The sequence below is a fragment of the Bacillus sp. KICET-1 genome (genome assembly GCF_027721405.1).
Taxonomy (GTDB): Bacteria; Bacillota; Bacilli; order Bacillales; family Bacillaceae; genus Bacillus; species Bacillus velezensis.
Genome location: NZ_CP113515.1, coordinates 181,564 through 202,315, shown reverse-complemented (window position 1 = coordinate 202,315; position 20,752 = coordinate 181,564). Strand labels below are relative to the sequence as shown.

Here is a 20,752-nt window from a genome sequence, read left to right as displayed (position 1 = left end):
AAAGCAGGGAGCCGACATATGAAAAGATGGAAAACCGTTTGTATGCTTTGTTTTGCGTTTTTGCTGCTTGCCGCCTGCCGGCAGAACAATGCCGATCAGGTGCAGCCGAAAGAAGCGGAAGCTCCTTTAACGGGGCTGAAAACTGAGCAGAAGCTTGCAGAACGCCGTCCGATTGCAGTCGCAGTGAACAATCATCCGAAGGCGAGGCCCCAATCCGGGCTGTCAAAGGCGGATGTTGTCATCGAGGCGCTTGCGGAGGGCCGGATTACGCGGTTTCTCGCGATTTTTCAAAGTGAGCTGCCGGAAACGGTCGGGCCTGTGCGGAGCGCGAGGGAATATTTTGTCACGCTCAGCAGCGGGTTTAACAGCATATTTGTCCATCATGGCTGGAGTCCCGGCGCAAAAAAGCAGCTGGAGTCCGGAGCTTACGATTATATAAACGGTTTGGATTTTGACGGAAGCCTGTTTTGGAGAGCCGATTTCAGCAAGCCGCCCCACAATTCCTATACGTCGTATGACAATATCAGGAAGGCGGCGGAACAAAAAGGATACAAGCTGAACGGAAAAACAGAACCGCTCCCATTTCAGACATCAGATGCAAAACCCGGAAACGAAACCTACAATATTCGGATAGATTATGGAACACAAAACATTACAAATCTTGTCGAATACGATTATGATAAAAAAGCTGATGCTTATACAAGAAGCTCTGATGGTGTGAAAGCGACAGACCGGGAGACCGGAAAGCCTTTAGCCATGCACAACATTTTTATTGTTGAAGCCGGCCATCGCATGACAGACAAAGATGGAAGGCGGGCCATCGATATTCAGTCAGGGGGGAAGGGCCTCCTGCTTCAGCACGGCGATGTTATAGAGTCAGACTGGGAATATAAAGACGGCCGTATTCTGCCCGTAAAAGGCGGTGAGATTCTTCCGTTTGTGCCAGGAAAGACATGGATTAATATCGTGCCTGATCTCGATGCAGCTTCCATTAGTAAAGGAGAAGGTGTTTGACGATGCAAATCGATAAATTACGCGGAAAAGAACTGGACCAGTTATTTTTATCTATTTTATCGCTGAAAGATCTGGAGGAATGCTATCGTTTCTTTGACGATCTTTGTACGATTAATGAAATCCAATCGCTGGCGCAGCGTTTGGAAGTGGCGAGAATGCTCCGCGAAGGAAATACGTATCACAAAATTGAAAGCGAAACGGGTGCTTCCACAGCGACGATTTCCCGGGTGAAGCGCTGCTTAAATTACGGGAACGACGCCTATGAAATGGCGCTTGACCGAGTAAACAAAGGAGAATCCTCCTCAGCTACGTAAAAAACCGCTCTGCCGATGACGGCAGGCGGTTTTTTACGTAGCTGATTCAAAAGGCCGGGAAGTTCCCTCAGGCTTCCGTCTTCCTCCCGGTATACGATGTGTTCAGCTGAGAAATGAATCGGCGAGCTGATACCCGCCGCCGCGGCAAGGTGAAACAGCCCTTCACGCAACGAGAGCACGTAGTTGCAGACGCGGTGCTGTTTATCCTCGATACTGAGCGCGCGCTGAAGTTTTGGATCGGTTGTCGCTACTCCGACAGGACAATGATTGGTGTGGCATACTTGAGCGCGGATACAGCCGACTGAAAACATCATTCCCCGGGCAATATTGACAAAATCCGCGCCTAACGCGAGGGCAACGGCAATCTTATCCGGAGTGAGCAGCTTTCCGGATGCGAAAATTTTCAGCTTATCTCTTATACCGTATGTCTTCAAAAGGCCGTCAACAAGGGGGAGGCCGGTCAGAATCGGCAGGCCGACGGAATCCGCCAGTTCATGGAAAGAAGCTCCCGTTCCCCCTTCACTGCCGTCAATCGTAATAAAGTCGGGAAGTTTGCCTGATGAACTCATACAGGAAATAAGGTCTTCAAGGTCTTTGCGGCTGCCCGGGACAATTTTGATGCCGACCGGTTTTTCACCGACAGTCCTTAATTTCTCAATGAAATCAAGCATGTCCGGAGCATTTGAGAATTCGTTGAAGCGGTTTGGGCTGTCAATGGATTGTCCGGGCTGCACATTTCTGATGGCGGCAATTTCTTCGGTCACCTTTGAACCGTCAATATGACCGCCTCTTGCTTTCGCCCCTTGCGCAAGCTTTAATTCAAAGGCTTTAATCTGCTCGAGGCGGCTTTTTTTCTTAAATTCTTCCCATGAAAATTCTCCATCTTCAGTGCGCACGCCGAACAGCCCGGGGCCGATTTGGCAGATAATATCCGCACCGCCTTTCAAGTGATATTCAGACAGACCGCCTTCGCCTGTATTCATCCATGTGCCGCCGGCCTGGTGCAGCCCTTTTGACAGGGCGGTGATTGCCCGGTCGCCAAGTGAGCCGTAGCTCATCGCTGATTGTCCGATTAACCCTTTTACATAAAACGGTTTCTTGCACGTGTCGCGGCCGATCACTTGCACATCGTCCGGATGCAGGTAATAAGGGTCCGCTTTTGCTTTTTCACGGTGTTCGCTGCGTTTCAGCAGGTTGTCTTTGTCAATCTTGTATACCATCGTGTCGATCTTCGGCGTCTGATCTGTGCGCAGCTCCTCCCTTTGTTTCGGGAAGAGGGCGTTACGGATATAATAGCCCGGCTGATCGAAATCCCGTTCTGAGCCGAAGCCCATCATTCTGCTTTTATACTTTCCTGACATGACCGTCTGTTCATATTCTCTCCGGGAAAACGGCTGTTCTTCGTTATCATTGCTGAATAAATACTGCCGCAGCTCAGGTCCGATTTTTTCAAATATATAGCGCAGTTTTCCCGCTGCGGGATAATTGCGCAGCACTGAATGTTCTTCCTGCTTTTCGTCTCTTATGTATATCCAGAGAAACAATGCGGCGGGAACTAAAATAATAAAAATCAATATACAAATCAGTACGATAATGGCTTGTTCCATTGAGACCAGACTCCTTGCCTTTTTTCTCTTTGACATTCCACATATTGTCTGTTTTCAAACATAGACGTTTCCCGTCAGGCGGAGCGCAATCTTTTTTTGTGAATCAGGTGAATGACGTCTTTTTCCGTTTTTCCGGGCCAAACGAATTTGTTATAATGTTTAAATGGCAAGAAACGAATGGAGGAACGAAAACGCATGTACGATGTTAACGAGTGGAAGCATGTTTTTAAACTCGATCCGAATAAAGATTTACCGGATGAACAACTGGAACGGCTTTGTGAATCAGGGACTGACGCCATTGTGATCGGAGGAAGCGACAATATCACCGAGGACAATGTGCTGAGACTGATGTCAAAGGTGCGGCGGTTTTTAGTGCCGTGCGTACTTGAGGTGTCGACGATTGATTCCATTGTGCCCGGGTTTGATCTTTATTTCATTCCGAGTGTGCTCAACAGCAAAAAGGCGGACTGGATTGTCGGCATGCATCATCAGGCGATGAAAGAATACGGAGAGCTCATGTCAATGGAGGAAATCGTGACGGAGGGCTACTGCATCGTCAACCCTGATTGTAAGGCGGCCGCTTTGACGGAGGCGGATACACATATAGAAACAGAAGATATTCTCGCCTATGCGCGGGTTGCGGAGCATTTGCTTCATCTCCCGATTTTTTATCTGGAATACAGCGGGATGCTGGCGGACATAGAAACGGTGGAGAAAACGAAGGCTGTGCTGGACAAGTCCGTCCTGTTTTACGGAGGCGGCATTAAAGACGCGGAAACGGCGGAACGGTTCGGCCGTCATGCCGATGTCATCGTTGTCGGAAATGCCGTATATGAAGATTTTGATCAGGCGCTTAAAACGGTGGCGGCTGTAAAGACAAAGTAGCCAAGCGGACGAAATTGATTTATGATAGAACATATGTTTGATAGGCGGTGAACGGATATGAATTACATTAGCAATCAATTATTAAGCGGATTAAATCCCGTTCAGCAGGAAGCGGTCAAGACGACGGACGGTCCGCTGCTTCTGATGGCGGGCGCGGGAAGCGGAAAAACACGTGTGCTGACGCACAGAATCGCATACTTAATGGCGGAAAAACACGTGGCGCCATGGAACATTCTGGCGATTACATTTACAAATAAAGCCGCCAGAGAAATGAAGGAGCGGGTAGAGAGCATTCTCGGACCCGGCGCGGATGAAATCTGGATATCCACCTTCCACAGCATGTGCGTGCGGATTCTGCGCAGGGATATTGACAGAATCGGCATCAACCGAAATTTCTCCATTCTTGATACGGCTGATCAGCTTTCCGTTATTAAAGGGATTCTGAAAGAGCGGAATATCGATCCGAAAAAGTTTGATCCGAGAAGTATTTTAGGCTCCATCAGCAGCGCAAAAAACGAGCTGATCGAACCTGAGGAATTCGCAAAATCGGCCGGCGGCTACTACGATCAGGTCACGAGTGACGTGTATACCGATTATCAGAAAAAACTGCTGAAAAACCAATCGCTTGATTTTGATGATTTAATCATGACAACGATTAAGCTTTTCGAGCGTGTGCCGGAAGTGCTTGAGTTTTATCAGCGCAAATTCCAGTACATTCACGTAGACGAGTATCAGGATACGAACAGGGCGCAATACCTGCTTGTGAAGCAGCTTGCGGCCCGTCTTGAAAATATCTGCGTCGTCGGTGACTCCGACCAGTCCATTTACAGATGGCGCGGGGCGGATATCGCGAATATCCTTTCCTTTGAAAAAGATTATCCGAGCGCAAACGTGATTCTGCTCGAGCAAAACTACCGCTCAACAAAGCGGATTCTGCAAGCGGCTAACGAAGTGATCAAAAACAACTCAAACCGCAAGCCGAAAAACCTGTGGACGGAAAATGACGAAGGCATCAAGCTTTCTTATTACAGCGGCGACAATGAATTCGGCGAAGGCCAATTCGTCGCGGGCAAAATTTATGAGCTGCACAGCTCGGGGCGGCGGAAGCTTTCCGATATCGCGATTTTATACCGGACAAACGCCCAGTCGCGCGTCATTGAGGAAACCCTTTTAAAATCCGGACTGAACTACAATATCGTCGGCGGAACCAAGTTCTACGACAGGAAAGAAATTAAAGACATTCTCGCATACCTGCGCCTTGTGTCAAACCCGGACGACGACATCAGTTTTACGCGGATCGTCAATGTGCCGAAGCGGGGCGTCGGCGCAACTTCGCTAGAAAAAATCGCTTCATATGCGGCGATGAACGGAATGTCAATGTTCCAGGCGATCAAACAGGTTGATTTCATCGGCGTCAGCGCGAAAGCGGCAAACGCGCTTGACGGTTTTGGCGTAATGATTGAAAATCTGACGAACATGCAGGATTACCTGTCCATTACGGAACTCACGGAAGAAATTCTCGAGAAAACGGAATACAGAGAAATGCTGAAGGCCGAAAAATCAATCGAAGCCCAAAGCCGTCTTGAAAATATCGACGAGTTTCTTTCCGTGACGAAAAACTTCGAACAAAAAAGCGAAGACAAGTCTCTCGTCGCGTTTCTGACTGATTTGGCGCTGATTGCGGATATTGACCAGCTCGACGAGAAGGAAGAGGAATCAGGCGGAAAGGATGCCGTCACTTTAATGACACTGCACGCCGCTAAGGGGCTTGAATTTCCTGTCGTGTTCTTAATGGGCATGGAAGAAGGCGTGTTCCCGCACAGCCGCTCCCTGATGGAAGAAGCCGAGATGGAAGAAGAACGCAGGCTCGCATATGTAGGCATTACGAGGGCGGAAGAAGAACTGTATTTAACGAATGCCAAAATGCGCACCTTATTCGGCCGCACCAATATGAATCCGGAATCCCGCTTTATCAGGGAAATACCTGGCGATTTATTGGAGAACCTAAATGAGAAGAAAACACCTCGCATGCAGCCGGGAAGAAAAGTGCAGCCAAAACGCGGGCCCGTATCCCGTCCCGTTTCCTATGCGAACAAAACAGGCGGCGACTCGCTCAGCTGGGCGGTCGGCGATAAAGCGGGCCATAAAAAATGGGGCACCGGAACGGTTGTCAGCGTAAAAGGAGAAGGCGAAAGCACCGAGCTTGATATCGCATTCCCGAGCCCAGTCGGCGTGAAGCGTCTGCTTGCCGCTTTTGCGCCGATTGAAAAGCAGTAACCTGAAGAGGAAAGGAAGAACATGATGGACAAAGAAACAGCGAAACACCGGGCAGAAGAATTGCGCCGCACCATCGATCAGTACAGTTATGAATATTACACCTTAGATGAACCGAGCGTGCCGGATTCCGAGTACGACAGACTGATGCAGGAGCTGATTGCCATAGAGGAAGAGCACCCGGAACTCAGAACGCCTGATTCGCCCACACAGCGGGTCGGGGGAGCGGTGCTTGAATCGTTTCAAAAGGTGCAGCATGGCACGCCGATGCTCAGTCTCGGCAACGCATTTAACGATGATGATCTCCGCGATTTTGACCGCCGCGTCCGTCAGGCTGTCGGTGACGGCGTCGCTTATAATGTGGAGCTGAAAATAGACGGTCTTGCTGTTTCTCTCCGTTATGAAGACGGCTATTTCGTCAGAGGCGCGACAAGAGGAGACGGAACGACGGGCGAAGATATCACGGAAAACTTAAAAACGATCCGCAACATTCCGCTGAAAATGAAACGGAATCTTTCCATAGAAGTGCGCGGAGAGGCGTACATGCCGAAACAGTCATTTGAAGCGCTCAATGAAGAACGGCTGAAACATGAAGAGGAGCCGTTCGCCAATCCCCGGAACGCGGCTGCGGGCTCACTCAGACAGCTCGATCCGAAAATTGCAGCGAAACGAAATCTTGACATCTTCGTCTACAGTATAGCGGAGCTTGACGAGATGGGTGTGGAAACACAGAGTCAGGGCCTGGATTTTCTGGATGAGCTCGGTTTTAAAACAAACCAGGAACGGAAAAAATGCGCCACGATAGATGAAGTCATTGAAATGATCGAAGAGCTGCAGGCGAAGCGGGCCGATCTCCCTTATGAAATTGACGGAATCGTCATCAAAGTCGATTCGCTCGACCAGCAGGAAGAACTCGGGTATACGGCAAAAAGCCCGCGCTGGGCGATTGCTTATAAATTCCCGGCGGAAGAGGTCGTGACAAAACTGCTCGATATCGAACTGAATGTCGGAAGAACGGGCGTTATTACGCCGACCGCCGTTCTGGAACCGGTAAAAGTCGCGGGAACGACGGTCTCAAGAGCATCCCTTCATAACGAAGATTTAATTAAAGAGAAGGATATCCGCATTCTCGATAAAGTGGTCGTCAAAAAAGCGGGCGACATCATCCCTGAGGTCGTCAATGTCTTAATTGAACAGCGGACCGGGGAAGAAAAAGAATTCAATATGCCGACCAGCTGCCCTGAGTGCGAAAGCGAACTTGTCCGCATTGAAGGGGAAGTCGCGCTGCGCTGCATCAATCCGGAATGTCCGGCGCAGATCAGAGAAGGCCTGATTCACTTTGTCTCACGCAACGCGATGAATATTGACGGACTCGGAGAACGTGTCATCACACAGCTTTTCCGTGAACATCTCGTCCGTAATGTCGCTGATTTGTATAAGCTGACGAAAGAACAGGTTATCCGGCTTGAGCGGATGGGGGAAAAATCAACTGACAATCTGATCAGCTCCATCCAAAAGTCGAAAGAGAATTCGCTGGAACGCCTGCTGTTCGGTCTCGGCATCCGTTTTATCGGCTCAAAAGCGGCCAAAACACTGGCCATGCATTTTGAAAGCCTGGAAAATCTGAAACAAGCCACGGAAGAAGAGCTGCTTGCGGTAGATGAAATCGGCGAAAAGATGGCCGATGCCGTTGTCACCTATTTCCGCAAAGAGGAAATGCTTGAGCTTTTGAATGAACTTGAGGAACTCGGTGTGAACACACTCTACAAAGGCCCGAAAAAAGTAAAAGCGGAGGACAGCGACTCTTATTTTGCCGGCAAAACCATCGTGTTAACCGGAAAGCTTGAAGAGCTGTCCAGAAATGAAGCCAAGGCGCAGATTGAAGCGCTCGGCGGAAAGCTGACGGGATCTGTCAGCAAAAAAACAGACTTGCTGATTGCCGGAGAAGCGGCCGGAAGCAAGCTGACAAAAGCGCAGGAATTAAACATTGAAGTATGGAATGAAGCACAGCTATTGGGAGAGCTAAAGAAATAAGAGGAGTGTTTTCTATTGAAAAAGATGTTGGCATTGGCGGCGACGGCAACGGCGGCAGTACTCATGCTGTCGGCCTGTTCGCCGAGTTTCGGGGGAAAAAAAGAGGAAGAGATCACGCAGAAAACGGCAAAGTCTTCTGAAAAAGCGATCATACCGAAATATAATATCTCTGATTCCTACTATAAAATGGTGCTCCCGTTTAAGGCCGGAAAAGCGCGCGGCCTGACCGCGGACCGGCTGAACACGAGGCTGGACATCGATGAATTCGAGACGGGGCTGATGCGGCTCGCTCAAGACACGTTCCCGACGGATGACTATTTGTATCAGGAAGGCCAGTATTTAGATGAGGACACGGTACTCAGCTGGCTTGACCGCAAAAAAGAGGGCAGTGATCTGAAAAAGGCGAAAAAGGCAGACGCCAATTTCCAGAATCTCGGCTTAAACCCGGTGCTGCCAAGCTCGGGATCGGCAAAAGAGAAAAATGAAAACAGCCCGATTTACTTAGCGTCCATGCTTGAGCAGGATTACTTAGTAAGAAAAGATAAAAATTCCATCCAGCTTGGCGGTGTCATGATCGGTCTCGCTCTCAACTCTGTATACTATTACCGCGAAAACACAGGTGATCCGCAGCAGGAAGTGGAGCTCAGCGACAAAACGATCCGCAGCCACGGTGAAGAAATCGCACAGGAAGTCGTTAACCGTCTTCGGAAAATGGATAACCTGAAAAATGTGCCGATTACCGTCGCCCTTTATAAACAAGCGCCGAAAACATCAATCGTGCCGGGGAATTACATTGCGAAAACAGAAGTCAAGGCCGGCTCATCCACCATTTCAAACTGGGATGATGTCAAAGAAAAGTACGTCTTCTATCCGGCGGATACAGACACGGCAAAGAAATACCCTGATGATTCCGAAGTGTTTAAACGCTTCAAAAACGCCATCGACAGCTACTTCCCGAATTACACCGGAGTTGTCGGAACGGCAATGTACGAAAACGATGAAATGAGAAAAATGAAGATTGAAATCCCGATGCAATTTTACGGGAAAAGCGAAGTTATCGCCTTTACCCAATACTTAACAGGTGAGCTGATGGATTATTATTCAAAAAGCTCAGTTGATGTCGAAATTAACATTACCTCGTCTGACGGGCAGGAAGCGCTGATCGTCCGCAATGCGGGTGACAAAGAACCGACCGTCCATATTTACGATTAACCAAGATGCCCTTGTTCATTTCTGTATGAGCAAGGGTTTTTTATTGTGAATATCGTTGGAGCTAGGAATGAGGTATGTTAAGATATTTGTATAATTAGGAATTAACAGGAAAACACATTTCATTTCTAAGCGGATGTTACGAATCTGCTGTGAAAAAAGAAGGGCAGGAATGTTGATGAATGACATTTGCTGAGTACACACACCGCCTACAAACGTTATGAAAAGGGTGAATCAGCATGCATAAAGATATTAAAGCGATTTTTGAGGAAGAGAAGGTGCTCGCTGAAGCAGGTGAAATATACGGCTTTACCAAGTTTCAATTTATCGCGGACGCAGAGAACTACGTATACGAAATTGTGAAAGATAACGAACCTTATATCTTAAAAATTACGCATACGATCAGAAGAACACCGGAATATATTCTCGGAGAAATGGAATGGCTTCATCATCTGGCAAAGGGCGGGCTTTCAGCAGCGAAACCGATTCCTTCATTAAATGGCAAAGATGTCGAAGAAGTGCCGGATGGAAAAGGCGGAGCATTTTTAGTAAGAGTCTATGAAAAAGCGCCCGGACGCAAAGTGGAGGAATCAGACTGGAACGGAACTCTGTTTTACGAGCTTGGAAAATACACGGGGAACATGCACCGGCTGACGAAAAGCTACTGTCTGAGCGATCCGGCATATAAAAGGCAGGAATGGGATGAAGAGGAGCAGCTGAAGCTGAGAAAATACGTGCCCGCAGATCAGCATCTCGTATTTGAGCGGGCGGATGCTCTAATGGAAAAACTGCGCCGTTTGCCGAAGAATCCTGAAAACTACGGCCTTGTGCACGCCGATCTGCACCACGGCAATTTCAATTGGGACAACGATAAAATCACTGCATTTGATTTTGATGATACCGGCTACAATTGGTTTGTGAATGATATCAGTATTCTGCTGTACAACATGTTGTGGTATCCGGTCATCCCGTATGAAGACAAGGCCGCGTTTACGGGTGAATTCATGACACACTTTATGAAAGGCTACAGGGAAGAAAATGACCTTGACCCCGCCTGGCTTGAACACATCCCGGATTTTCTCCGGCTGCGCCATATGCTGATCTACGGATTATTGCATCAGGCGTTTGACCTCAATGCACTCGGGGACGAGGAACTTGAGATGCTGAAAACCTTCAGGCGCGATATCGAAAACGAAACCCCGATTACGGAGTATAACTTTTCTGCATTCGTATAAATAGAAAAACGCCGGCTGAATCCAGCCCGGCGTTTTTTTATAGCGTATCACACTTCACTCCGACGACACCCTGAATTTCTTTAATATCATAATAGACGTCAGTGGTGTAGCGGTTTTTGTGAACACTGACTTTCACTTCCATAATCGGAAATTCTTTTTCACCCAGATCATCAATCCGGACGGAGTGAATGCGGAGCTGTTTGCTTTTCATTTCTTTTAAAATCTCGGTCATTTTGTCTTTATCGGAAAGAGACATTCTCACGCGGATATCCTTTTCCTTCAAGCGGTTGGGACCGATTTTTCTGATCAGCCACGGAAGAAATTCGACACTGATCAGGATAAACAAGAGGCTTGCGAACGCCTCTTTATAAAAGCCGGCGCCTGTCGCCAGACCGAGCCCGGCCGCGCCCCAGATGATAGCCGATGTCGTCAGGCCGGAAATGACGTCATTGCTTTTGCGCAGGATCACGCCCGCACCGATAAAACCGACGCCGGAAATGATTTGGGCGGGAAGGCGGAGCGGATCCATCATGATACGGTAATATTTTGGGAAATGATATGCCGCATTAATGCTGACGATCGTCAGCATACAGGAGCTGACGGCGATGACGATACAGGTTTTCAGGCCGAGCGGTTTGTTTTTCAGCTCGCGTTCAAGACCGATGATCATGCCGATCAGCGTGGCAATGCCCAGCTTTAATAAAATGTCTGGTTCGATAGGCCAGCTCAATTTGCACAGCACCTCCGCAATTTTTCTTATAATAAATTGATATGATTTTCTCACAGTATTTATAGCAGGACAAGTGCGGAAGAAAAAAGCCGTCAGGGATAAAATCTGACGGCTTTTTGTCTATTTCTTGTTTTTCAAAAGAGCTTCCATCCGGCTGAACAGCTGATAAGAAGCATCGGCCGGTTTTTTGGTCAGCAGGCTGACGGCAATACCGGCAATCAGACTGAGGAAGAACCCCGGAATGATTTCGTATACGCCGGTTGAAGCGGCAAGCCCTGTCGTGATCCAGATTAAAACGGCCGCGGCCCCGGTAATCATCGCCGCAAGCGCTCCCCATTCATTCATCCGTTTCCAGTACAGACTGAGCAAGAGCGCCGGGCCGATAGCCGAACCGAAGCCTGCCCACGCATATCCGACCAGATCAAGAATGGTGCTGTTCGGATTCATGGAAAGCAGGATGGCGATAACGGCCACGATCAATACCGACAGGCGTCCGGTCATGACCAATTCTTTATCGCTCGCTTCCCGTCTGAAAAAGGCGCGGTATAAATCTTCCGTAATGGCGCTTGCCGTTACGAGAAGCTGTGAGGAAATGGAACTCATGATCGCCGCTAAAATTGCGGACAGCAAGAAGCCCGTAATCAGCGGATGGAACAAGATTTTAGAAAAAATAATGAAAATCGTTTCCGGATCTTTTACGGAGACCCCGAAGTGATGAGAATACGCAACCCCGATAATCCCGGTAAGCAATGAACCGACAACTGAAATAACCATCCAGCTCATCCCGATTCTGCGGGCGGGTTTTAAATCTTTCACTTCTTTAATCGCCATAAATCGTACGATGATATGAGGCTGGCCGTAATAGCCCAGTCCCCATGCCAAATAAGAAATAATGCTAATGACGCTCGCGCCTTTAAAGATATCCAATAGTTTCGGGTTAACGGCGTTGATCGAATCAATCGTCGTTGAAACGCTCCCGAGCTGGGTAAAAGCAACGATCGGCACAAGCACTAATGCCGCAAACATGATCGCTCCCTGTACAAAGTCAGTCAGACTGACAGCGAGGAAACCGCCAAACAGCGTGTAAAGCACAACAACACCGGCCGTTAAAAACAAACCGAATTTGTAGTCGGCGCCGAATGCCGATTCAAATAACCTGCCTCCGGATACCATCCCGGACGATGTGTACAGTGTGAAAAAGATCATAATAATCACGGCGGAAACAATTTTCAGCAATGATGACGAGTGGCGGAACCGTTTATCGAAAAAATCGGGAATCGTAATCGCATCATCCGCAACTTCCGTGTAAGCGCGCAGCCTCGGAGCAAGCAGCAGATAATTTGAATACGCGCCGATCGTCAAACCGAGCGCCAGCCATAAGGTCGATAACCCCGTTGCGAACATTGCGCCGGGAACTCCCATCAGCATCCATGCGCTCATATCGGCCGCACCTGCGGACAGCGCCGTTACGAACGGGCCTAGTCCTCTTCCGCCCAGCATGTAATCATTAATATTCGTTGTCTTCCTGAATGCGTACCAGCCGATTAACAGCATGGCAGCAAAGTAAATGCCAAGAGATATAATTAATTCAATACTCACGTTTTTGGACCCTCTCTTCTTTCATGTAAATGTTGCATCACCTCTGTAGATTAGTAGTGCCGGAATATGCGCCGGCGATCCAGCCTTTAGTCATCATTCCATGCGAATCACATATTTAGTGCCGGCTATGGTTACTAAACCTAACAAAGTATCCCCGATCAATCAACTCTCGAAACCTGGCCCGCTCAAGGAAAAAATCCCCGCCAACATAGAACAGCTTAGAGATGAAAACGCTACCAATAAATTATAAAAGTAAAAATTTTCTGACATATAATTCGTTTCTCTTTCTCCCCGATTTAGGATAAAATAGAGAGGGTTTCATCATGCCTCAGAAGGCGGCGTTTTGTTGCTTTAGAGGGCTCGTTTTTGATATGATCAGTATTATATGACGAAACGGAGAATTATGCGGAGGTGGATCTTATGTCACGAATTTCTATAGAAGAAGTAAAGCATGTCGCTCATTTGGCGAGACTCGCCATTACGGATGAAGAAGCTGAAATGTTCACAGAACAGCTTGACAGCATCATCTCGTTTGCCGAGGAGCTTAATGAAGTGGACACGGATAACGTGGAACCGACAACACACGTGCTGAAAATGAAAAACGTAATGAGAGAAGATGAAGCGGGTAAAGGCCTTCCGGTCGAGGATGTCATGAAAAATGCTCCCGATCATAAAGACGGCTATGTCCGTGTGCCATCTATTCTGGATTAAAGGAGGGAGACAGTATGTCATTATTTGATCACAAAATCACAGAACTGAAACAAATGATACATAAAAAAGAAATCAAGATTTCCGATCTTGTTGATGAATCTTACAAACGGATCGCATCCGTGGATGATAAGGTGCAGGCGTTTTTACAGCTTGATGAAGAAAGAGCCCGCGCTTACGCGAAAGAACTTGACGAAGCGGTTGACGGACGGTCTGAACACGGTCTTCTCTTCGGAATGCCGATCGGCGTCAAAGACAACATCGTGACCAAAGGGCTTCGCACAACATGCTCAAGCAAAATCCTCGAAAACTTCGATCCGATTTACGATGCGACGGTCGTGGAGCGCCTTCAAGCCGCTGAAGCCGTCACGATCGGAAAGCTGAATATGGACGAGTTCGCGATGGGTTCTTCTACTGAAAACTCCGCGTACAAAGCGACGAAAAACCCTTGGAATCTCGATACGGTTCCCGGCGGATCAAGCGGCGGTTCCGCAGCTGCGGTTGCCGCGGGCGAAGTGCCGTTTTCACTCGGATCTGATACGGGCGGCTCCATCCGCCAGCCGGCTTCTTTCTGCGGCGTCGTCGGATTAAAGCCCACATACGGACGCGTGTCGCGTTACGGTTTGGTCGCTTTTGCGTCTTCACTGGACCAGATCGGGCCGATCACAAGAACCGTAGAAGATAACGCATTCCTGCTTCAGGCGATTTCAGGCCCGGACAAAATGGACTCTACGAGCGCCAATGTCGAAGTGCCGGATTTTCTTTCTTCATTAACTGGCGATATTAAAGGCTTAAAAATCGCCGTACCGCAAGAATATCTCGGAGAAGGCGTCGGCAAAGAAGCGAAAGAATCGGTTTTAGCCGCTTTAAAAGTGCTTGAAGACCTCGGAGCGACATGGGAAGAAGTATCTCTGCCGCACAGCAAATACGCGCTTGCGACGTATTATCTGCTGTCTTCTTCCGAAGCGTCTGCAAACCTTGCGCGCTTTGACGGCATCCGCTACGGCTACCGCTCAGACAATGCGGACAACCTGATCGACCTTTATAAACAGACACGCTCTGAAGGATTCGGTAATGAAGTGAAGCGCCGCATCATGCTCGGCACCTTCGCGCTCAGCTCCGGCTACTATGATGCATATTACAAAAAAGCGCAAAAAGTGCGCACGCTTATTAAGAAAGATTTTGAAGACGTATTTGAGAAATACGATGTCATCGTCGGACCGACAACGCCGACACCGGCATTCAAAATCGGCGAAAAAACCAGCGATCCGCTCACAATGTACGCCAACGATATTTTAACGATCCCTGTCAACCTCGCGGGTGTGCCGGGAATCAGCGTGCCGTGCGGATTTGCGGACGGGCTGCCGCTCGGATTGCAAATCATCGGAAAACACTTCGATGAAGGCACTGTATACCGCGTCGCTCATGCTTTTGAGCAGGCAACAGATCATCATAAAGCGAAACCTGAACTGTAAGGGGTGAAATGAAGTGAACTTTGAAACGGTAATCGGACTTGAAGTCCATGTGGAATTAAAAACAAAATCTAAAATTTTCTCAAGCTCACCGACGCCATTCGGCGCGGAAGCGAATACCCAAACGAGCGTCATCGACCTCGGCTATCCCGGCGTGCTGCCCGTTTTGAACAAAGAAGCGGTTGAATTCGCGATGAAAGCCGCAATGGCTTTGAACTGTGAAATCGCAACGGATACGAAGTTTGACCGGAAAAACTATTTCTATCCGGACAACCCGAAGGCATATCAAATTTCTCAATTTGACAAGCCGATCGGCGAAAACGGCTGGATCGAAATCGAAGTCGGCGGAAAAACGAAAAAAATCGGCATTACCCGTCTTCACCTTGAAGAAGATGCGGGAAAACTGACGCATACGGGCGACGGCTATTCCCTCGTTGACTTCAACCGCCAGGGCACGCCGCTTGTCGAGATTGTATCTGAGCCGGATATCCGCACACCGGAGGAAGCTTACGCATATCTCGAAAAGCTGAAATCAATTATTCAATACACAGGCGTTTCCGACTGTAAAATGGAAGAAGGTTCACTGCGTTGTGACGCCAACATTTCCCTCCGTCCGATCGGCCAGGAGAAATTCGGCACAAAAACGGAGCTGAAAAACCTGAACTCCTTCGCGTTCGTGCAAAAAGGACTTGAGCATGAAGAAAAACGCCAAGAGCAGGTCCTTCTGTCAGGCGGAGTCATTCAGCAGGAGACGCGACGCTACGATGAAGCGACGAAAAAAACCATTTTGATGCGTGTCAAAGAAGGTTCGGACGACTATCGTTATTTCCCTGAGCCTGACCTTGTCGAGCTCTACATTGATGACGAATGGAAAGAACGCGTAAGAGCAACCATTCCTGAGCTTCCGGACGAGCGCCGCAAGCGTTATATCGAAGAGCTCGGCCTGCCTGCTTATGACGCAATGGTTCTGACGCTGACGAAAGAAATGGCTGATTTCTTCGAAGAAACGGTCAATAAAGGCGCAGAAGCCAAGCAGGCATCAAACTGGCTGATGGGTGAAGTCTCAGCTTACCTGAACGCCGAACAAAAAGAGCTTGAGGATGTCGCGCTGACTCCTGAAGGCCTTGCCGGCATGATTAAGCTGATTGAAAAAGGAACCATCTCGTCCAAAATCGCGAAGAAAGTCTTTAAAGAATTAATTGAAAAAGGCGGCGACGCAGAAAAAATCGTCAAAGAAAAAGGCCTCGTGCAGATTTCTGACGAAAGCGTGCTTCTGAAGCTGGTAACAGATGCGCTTGACAGCAACCCGCAGTCAATTGAAGACTTCAAAAACGGAAAAGACCGCGCGATCGGCTTCCTTGTCGGGCAGATTATGAAAGCCTCAAAAGGACAGGCCAACCCGCCGATGGTCAACAAGATCTTACTTGAAGAAATCAAAAAACGATAAAAAAAGCAGCCGCCTCTAAGGGCGCTGCTGACACGGAGACCGGTAAGCGCCGGTCTCTTTTTTTATAAGCTGAAATAGGTTTCAATGGAAGCCCGCAGCGTTTCAATCTGCTCATTTCCGCTGCCTGCCAAGTTGGACAGCATTCCTTTAATAATCGGTTTTCGCGGCTCTTCCTTTGCGCATTCCTCTTCAATGACTTCAAGCGATACGAGGACGTCCTCAGGCAGCCCCTGCTGTGCTTTTATCTTTTGAATATCCGCCAGCAGCCTTTCTCTGTCCGCCGCCGGCTGAGTGAAGATATCCTCCGGCAGCAGCGGATCGGGATTGTCTCTTATCAGTCCCGTAATCAGATCATCGATTCTGGCAATCAGAAAGGCCGCCACGTTTTCCATCCGGAATGCCGTATGTTCATTAAAAATCAAGAAATGAATATAGGAGCTCACTATTCCTTGCGCCATAACGGACGCATCCGCTATAAACGGTATGACGGCATCTCCGTAAACGGAGAGCAAAGCATCCCGGTACAGCATGTTAAATTGAATATTGGCCTCATGAAAATACTGTTTGACCTTTTGATTTTCAGGAATGACCTTTTCGCTCAGCAAGAGAATGATAAAGTCCTTGTGCTCCATAAATTCCTGGAATTGATAAGCGATTTGTTTTCGGAATACGTCCTTAGGCGATTTATGCTGATGTTCTGTTTTGATTTTCTTTATTTCTTCCATAGACATGCCGATGTAATACTCACATGCTGAGAGCAAAAGGTCTTCTTTTGATTTAAAATGAAGATAGAAGGCCCCTTTTGAAATTCCGCATTCACCGGCGATTTCCTGAATGGTTGTTGAAGAAAACCCTTTTTTGGCAAATAAATGGATGCCTGTTTTTATGATTTTCTCTTTTTTTTCGTTCATGACGTGCTTCCCCTTAATCCTGAAAAATTTAGAAAAATTTACTGCCTTATTAGTTGACGATGTTGAGTTATACCGTTTAGTATTATATAGAATGACCAGTCAGTCAATAAAAATTAACGGAGGACATGATGAACCACATTATTAACTTTGTACTGAAGAACAAATTCGCAGTTTGGCTGATGACGATTATCGTTACTGTAGCAGGGCTGTATGCCGGTATGAATATGAAGCAGGAATCCATACCGGATGTCAACATGCCTTACCTCTCAGTAAATACGACTTATCCCGGCGCTGCTCCGAGTCAAGTTGCGGATGACGTGACAAAACCGATCGAGCAGGCGGTGCAGAATTTAGAAGGAGTGAGCGTTGTAACGTCCACATCCTCTGAAAACGTCTCATCGGTTATGATTGAATATGATTACAACAAGGATATGGACAAGGCGAAAACCGAAGTCGCTGAAGCGCTGGACAGTGTCAGCCTTCCTGATGACGCGAAAAAACCTGACATTTCCCGTTACAGCCTCAACTCTTTCCCGATTTTGACGCTCAGTGTGACAAGCGGCAAAAGCTCGCTTGAAGATCTGACTAAAAATGTGGAAAACACTCTCGTTCCTAAGCTTGAAGGCATTCAGGGCGTTGCGTCCGTACAAGTTTCCGGACAGCAGGAAGAGCAGGTGGAATTCTCTTTCAAAGACAAAAAAATGAAAGAGTACGGACTTGATGAAGATACCGTCAAGAAAGTGATCCAAGGCTCTGACGTCAATACGCCGCTTGGATTGTACACATTCGGCAACAAAGAAAAATCAGTTGTCGTTAACGGAAATATTACGTCAATTAAAGATCTGAAAGAGATGAGAATTCCGGTCACATCTTCTTCTGCCGCTCAAGGTCAAGCGGGCGGAGCCGGTGCGGCATCTGCGGCGGATGCTCAGGCTATGCAGCAGGCACAGCAAAGCGCGTCAGCAGGGGTGCCGACAGTCAAGCTTTCTGACATTGCCGACATTAAAGATGTGAAAAAAGCTGAATCCATTTCCCGCACGAACGGAAAGGACAGCATCGGAATTAATATCGTAAAAGCCAATGACGCCAACACGGTAGAAGTGGCCGATGCGATTAAAGATGAACTGAATCAATACAAAAAAGACCATAAAGGGTTCAAATACAGCTCGACTCTTGATATGGCAGAGCCGATTACAGAGTCAGTGGATACGATGTTAAGCAAAGCGATTTTCGGCGCGATTTTTGCGGTCGTGATCATTCTCTTATTCTTAAGAGATATTAAATCAACGATGATTTCTATCGTTTCCATCCCGCTGTCACTGCTGATTGCGCTTCTCGTGCTGAATCAGCTTGATGTCACATTGAACATAATGACGCTCGGTGCGATGACGGTCGCCATCGGACGGGTAGTCGACGACTCGATTGTCGTGATCGAAAACATTTACCGCCGCATGAGGCTGAAAGATGAACCTTTACGCGGGAAGCAATTGGTGCGTGAAGCGACGAAAGAAATGTTTAAACCGATCATGTCATCAACGATTGTAACCATTGCTGTATTCCTGCCGCTTGCCATGGTCGGCGGACAGATCGGTGAACTGTTTATGCCGTTTGCCTTAACAATCGTCTTCGCGCTTGCCGCATCACTGTTGATTTCGATCACACTGGTGCCGATGCTTGCGCACAGCTTATTCAAAAAATCGCTCACAGGCGCACCTGTTAAAGCGAAAGAGCATAAGCCGGGCAGATTGGCCAATTTCTATAAAAAAGTGCTGAATTGGTCATTAAGCCATAAATGGATTACATCTATCATCGCGGTTCTGATGCTTGTCGGAAGTTTGTTCCTCGTACCTCTGATCGGCGCGAGCTACCTGCCTGCGCAAGCGGACAAAACGATGCAGCTCACATACACGCCTGAACCGGGCGAAACGAAAAGCGAAGCTGAAAAAGCTGCGCAAAAAGCGGAAGACATGCTGCTTAAACGCAAACATGTCGATACCGTTCAGTATTCTTTAGGCTCGCAAAGTCCGCTCGGCGGAAGCTCAAACGGCGCATTGTTCTACGTGAAATACGAGGATGACACGCCTGATTTTGACAAAGAAAAAGACAATGTCTTAAAAGAAATCAAAAAAACATCGAGCCGCGGCGAATGGAAATCACAAAATTTCAGTTCGTCAGGCAACAACAACGAATTAACGTACTATGTGTACGGAGATTCAGAGTCTGATATTAAAGGCACGGTCAAAGACATCGAAGGCATCATGAAAAAGGAGAAGGATCTGAAAGACGTCAACTCAGGCCTTTCCAGCACATATGATGAGTACACGTTCGTCGCTGACCAGGAGAAACTCAGCAAGCAGGGCCTGACGGCTTCGCAAATCTCCCAAGCCCTGATGTCCCAAACGTCACAGTCTCCTTTGACAACGGTGAAAAAAGACGGCAAAGAGCTTGACGTCAACATCAAAACAGAAAAAGACCAGTATAAGAGTGTAAAAGAATTAGAGGATAAAACCATCACATCGCCTGCAGGCCAAGAAGTAAAAATCGGCGATGTGGCGAAAGTGAAAAACGGCACGACGTCTGATACCATTTCCAAACGCGACGGCAAAGTGTACGCTGACGTAACGGCAACCGTCACTTCTGACAACGTCACGAAGGTGTCATCAGCCGTTCAAAAGAAAGTTGACAAACTGGATAAACCGGACAATGTATCGATTGATACCGGTGGTGTATCAGCGGATATTGCTGATTCCTTTACGAAACTCGGCTTAGCAATGCTTGCCGCAATCGCCATCGTATACCTCGTTCTTGTGATCACGTTCGGCGGAGCATTAGCGCCGTTTGCGATTCTGTTCTCGCTTCCGTTTACAGTCATCGGCGCATTAGCCGGACTGTATGTATCCGGAGAGACGATCAGTCTGAATGCCATGATCGGTATGCTGATGCTGATCGGAATCGTCGTCACAAATGCGATTGTCTTAATTGACCGCGTCATCCATAAAGAAGCGGAAGGCTTATCGACGAGAGAAGCGCTCCTGGAAGCCGGCTCTACGAGATTGCGTCCGATTCTGATGACGGCGATCGCGACAATCGGCGCCCTGCTTCCATTGGCATTGGGCTTCGAAGGCGGAAGCCAGGTCATTTCTAAAGGACTCGGTGTCACTGTTATCGGCGGTTTAATCAGTTCGACTCTGCTTACCCTGCTGATTGTGCCGATCGTATATGAAGTATTAGCGAAATTCCGTAAGAAAAAACCTGGAACGGAAGAAGAGTAAGACAGCGGGCCTTGGCTCCTTAAACGGAGCCGGGCCCTTTT

The 20,752-nt window shown here is 48.0% G+C and carries 14 protein-coding genes and 1 pseudogene; 11 read left to right on the top strand and 4 right to left on the bottom strand.

What is annotated here, in order from left to right:
- The first annotated feature begins 18 nt into the window (after positions 1-18).
- Positions 19-1,014 carry a DUF3048 domain-containing protein gene (locus OVA33_RS00990; RefSeq protein ID WP_063637024.1) on the top strand — a complete coding sequence of 332 codons (996 nt, stop codon included), beginning with the start codon at positions 19-21 and terminating at the stop codon, positions 1,012-1,014.
- 2 nt (positions 1,015-1,016) lie between these two features.
- Positions 1,017-1,328, top strand: coding sequence for a YerC/YecD family TrpR-related protein (locus tag OVA33_RS00985; protein WP_003155745.1), 312 nt, complete (start codon positions 1,017-1,019; stop codon positions 1,326-1,328).
- Positions 1,329-1,369: 41 nt separating this feature from the next.
- On the opposite strand, the pseudogene OVA33_RS00980 reads toward OVA33_RS00985, so the two are convergent.
- Positions 1,370-2,935 (bottom strand): annotated as a pseudogene (locus OVA33_RS00980) (FMN-binding glutamate synthase family protein); the annotation flags it as partial.
- Positions 2,936-3,130: 195 nt separating this feature from the next.
- On the opposite strand from OVA33_RS00980, the gene OVA33_RS00975 reads away from it, so the two are divergent.
- The 5 genes from OVA33_RS00975 to OVA33_RS00955 all read left to right on the top strand — a co-directional run bounded on the left by OVA33_RS00975 (position 3,131) and on the right by OVA33_RS00955 (position 10,572).
- Complete coding sequence (locus tag OVA33_RS00975) at positions 3,131-3,820, top strand: heptaprenylglyceryl phosphate synthase (protein ID WP_003155740.1); 690 nt, start codon at positions 3,131-3,133, stop codon at positions 3,818-3,820.
- A 57-nt stretch (positions 3,821-3,877) separates the two neighbouring features.
- Positions 3,878-6,097: a DNA helicase PcrA gene (pcrA, locus tag OVA33_RS00970; RefSeq protein WP_110085665.1), complete on the top strand. Its 2,220-nt coding sequence runs from the start codon at positions 3,878-3,880 to the stop codon at positions 6,095-6,097.
- Positions 6,098-6,121: 24 nt separating this feature from the next.
- Positions 6,122-8,128, top strand: a complete 2,007-nt coding sequence (gene ligA / locus OVA33_RS00965) for an NAD-dependent DNA ligase LigA (RefSeq protein WP_029326170.1) — start codon at positions 6,122-6,124, stop codon at positions 8,126-8,128.
- Between the two features lie 15 nt (positions 8,129-8,143).
- Entirely contained in the window at positions 8,144-9,340 is a 1,197-nt protein-coding gene (locus OVA33_RS00960; RefSeq protein ID WP_094247184.1) for a CamS family sex pheromone protein, read from the top strand.
- Positions 9,341-9,576: 236 nt separating this feature from the next.
- A complete protein-coding gene (locus tag OVA33_RS00955; protein ID WP_017419036.1) occupies positions 9,577-10,572 on the top strand; it encodes a phosphotransferase enzyme family protein in 996 nt (331 codons plus the stop codon).
- 37 nt (positions 10,573-10,609) lie between these two features.
- Here the strand turns inward: OVA33_RS00955 and OVA33_RS00950 are convergent, their stop codons facing one another.
- On the bottom strand, positions 10,610-11,302 hold the full coding sequence (locus OVA33_RS00950) for an MgtC/SapB family protein (protein ID WP_003155735.1): 693 nt from the start codon (positions 11,300-11,302) through the stop codon (positions 10,610-10,612).
- 120 nt (positions 11,303-11,422) lie between these two features.
- Entirely contained in the window at positions 11,423-12,901 is a 1,479-nt protein-coding gene (gene putP / locus OVA33_RS00945; protein WP_007408914.1) for a sodium/proline symporter PutP, read from the bottom strand.
- 420 nt (positions 12,902-13,321) lie between these two features.
- On the opposite strand from putP, the gene gatC reads away from it, so the two are divergent.
- The 3 genes from gatC to gatB are packed head-to-tail and all read left to right on the top strand — an operon-like array spanning position 13,322 to position 16,528.
- Positions 13,322-13,612, top strand: coding sequence for an Asp-tRNA(Asn)/Glu-tRNA(Gln) amidotransferase subunit GatC (gatC, locus tag OVA33_RS00940; RefSeq protein WP_003155732.1), 291 nt, complete (start codon positions 13,322-13,324; stop codon positions 13,610-13,612).
- A gap of 14 nt (positions 13,613-13,626) precedes the next feature.
- Entirely contained in the window at positions 13,627-15,084 is a 1,458-nt protein-coding gene (gene gatA, locus OVA33_RS00935; protein WP_017419037.1) for an Asp-tRNA(Asn)/Glu-tRNA(Gln) amidotransferase subunit GatA, read from the top strand.
- 13 nt (positions 15,085-15,097) lie between these two features.
- Positions 15,098-16,528 (top strand): Asp-tRNA(Asn)/Glu-tRNA(Gln) amidotransferase subunit GatB, encoded by a 1,431-nt coding sequence (gene gatB, locus OVA33_RS00930; RefSeq protein ID WP_003155730.1) that lies wholly within the window; start codon positions 15,098-15,100, stop codon positions 16,526-16,528.
- Positions 16,529-16,590: 62 nt separating this feature from the next.
- Here gatB and OVA33_RS00925 read toward each other — a convergent pair whose 3' ends face one another.
- Entirely contained in the window at positions 16,591-17,439 is an 849-nt protein-coding gene (locus OVA33_RS00925) for a TetR/AcrR family transcriptional regulator (protein ID WP_128974193.1), read from the bottom strand.
- A gap of 128 nt (positions 17,440-17,567) precedes the next feature.
- Between OVA33_RS00925 and OVA33_RS00920 the strand changes: the two genes are divergently transcribed.
- Positions 17,568-20,711 (top strand): efflux RND transporter permease subunit, encoded by a 3,144-nt coding sequence (locus tag OVA33_RS00920; protein WP_128974206.1) that lies wholly within the window; start codon positions 17,568-17,570, stop codon positions 20,709-20,711.
- Positions 20,712-20,752 lie beyond the last annotated feature (41 nt).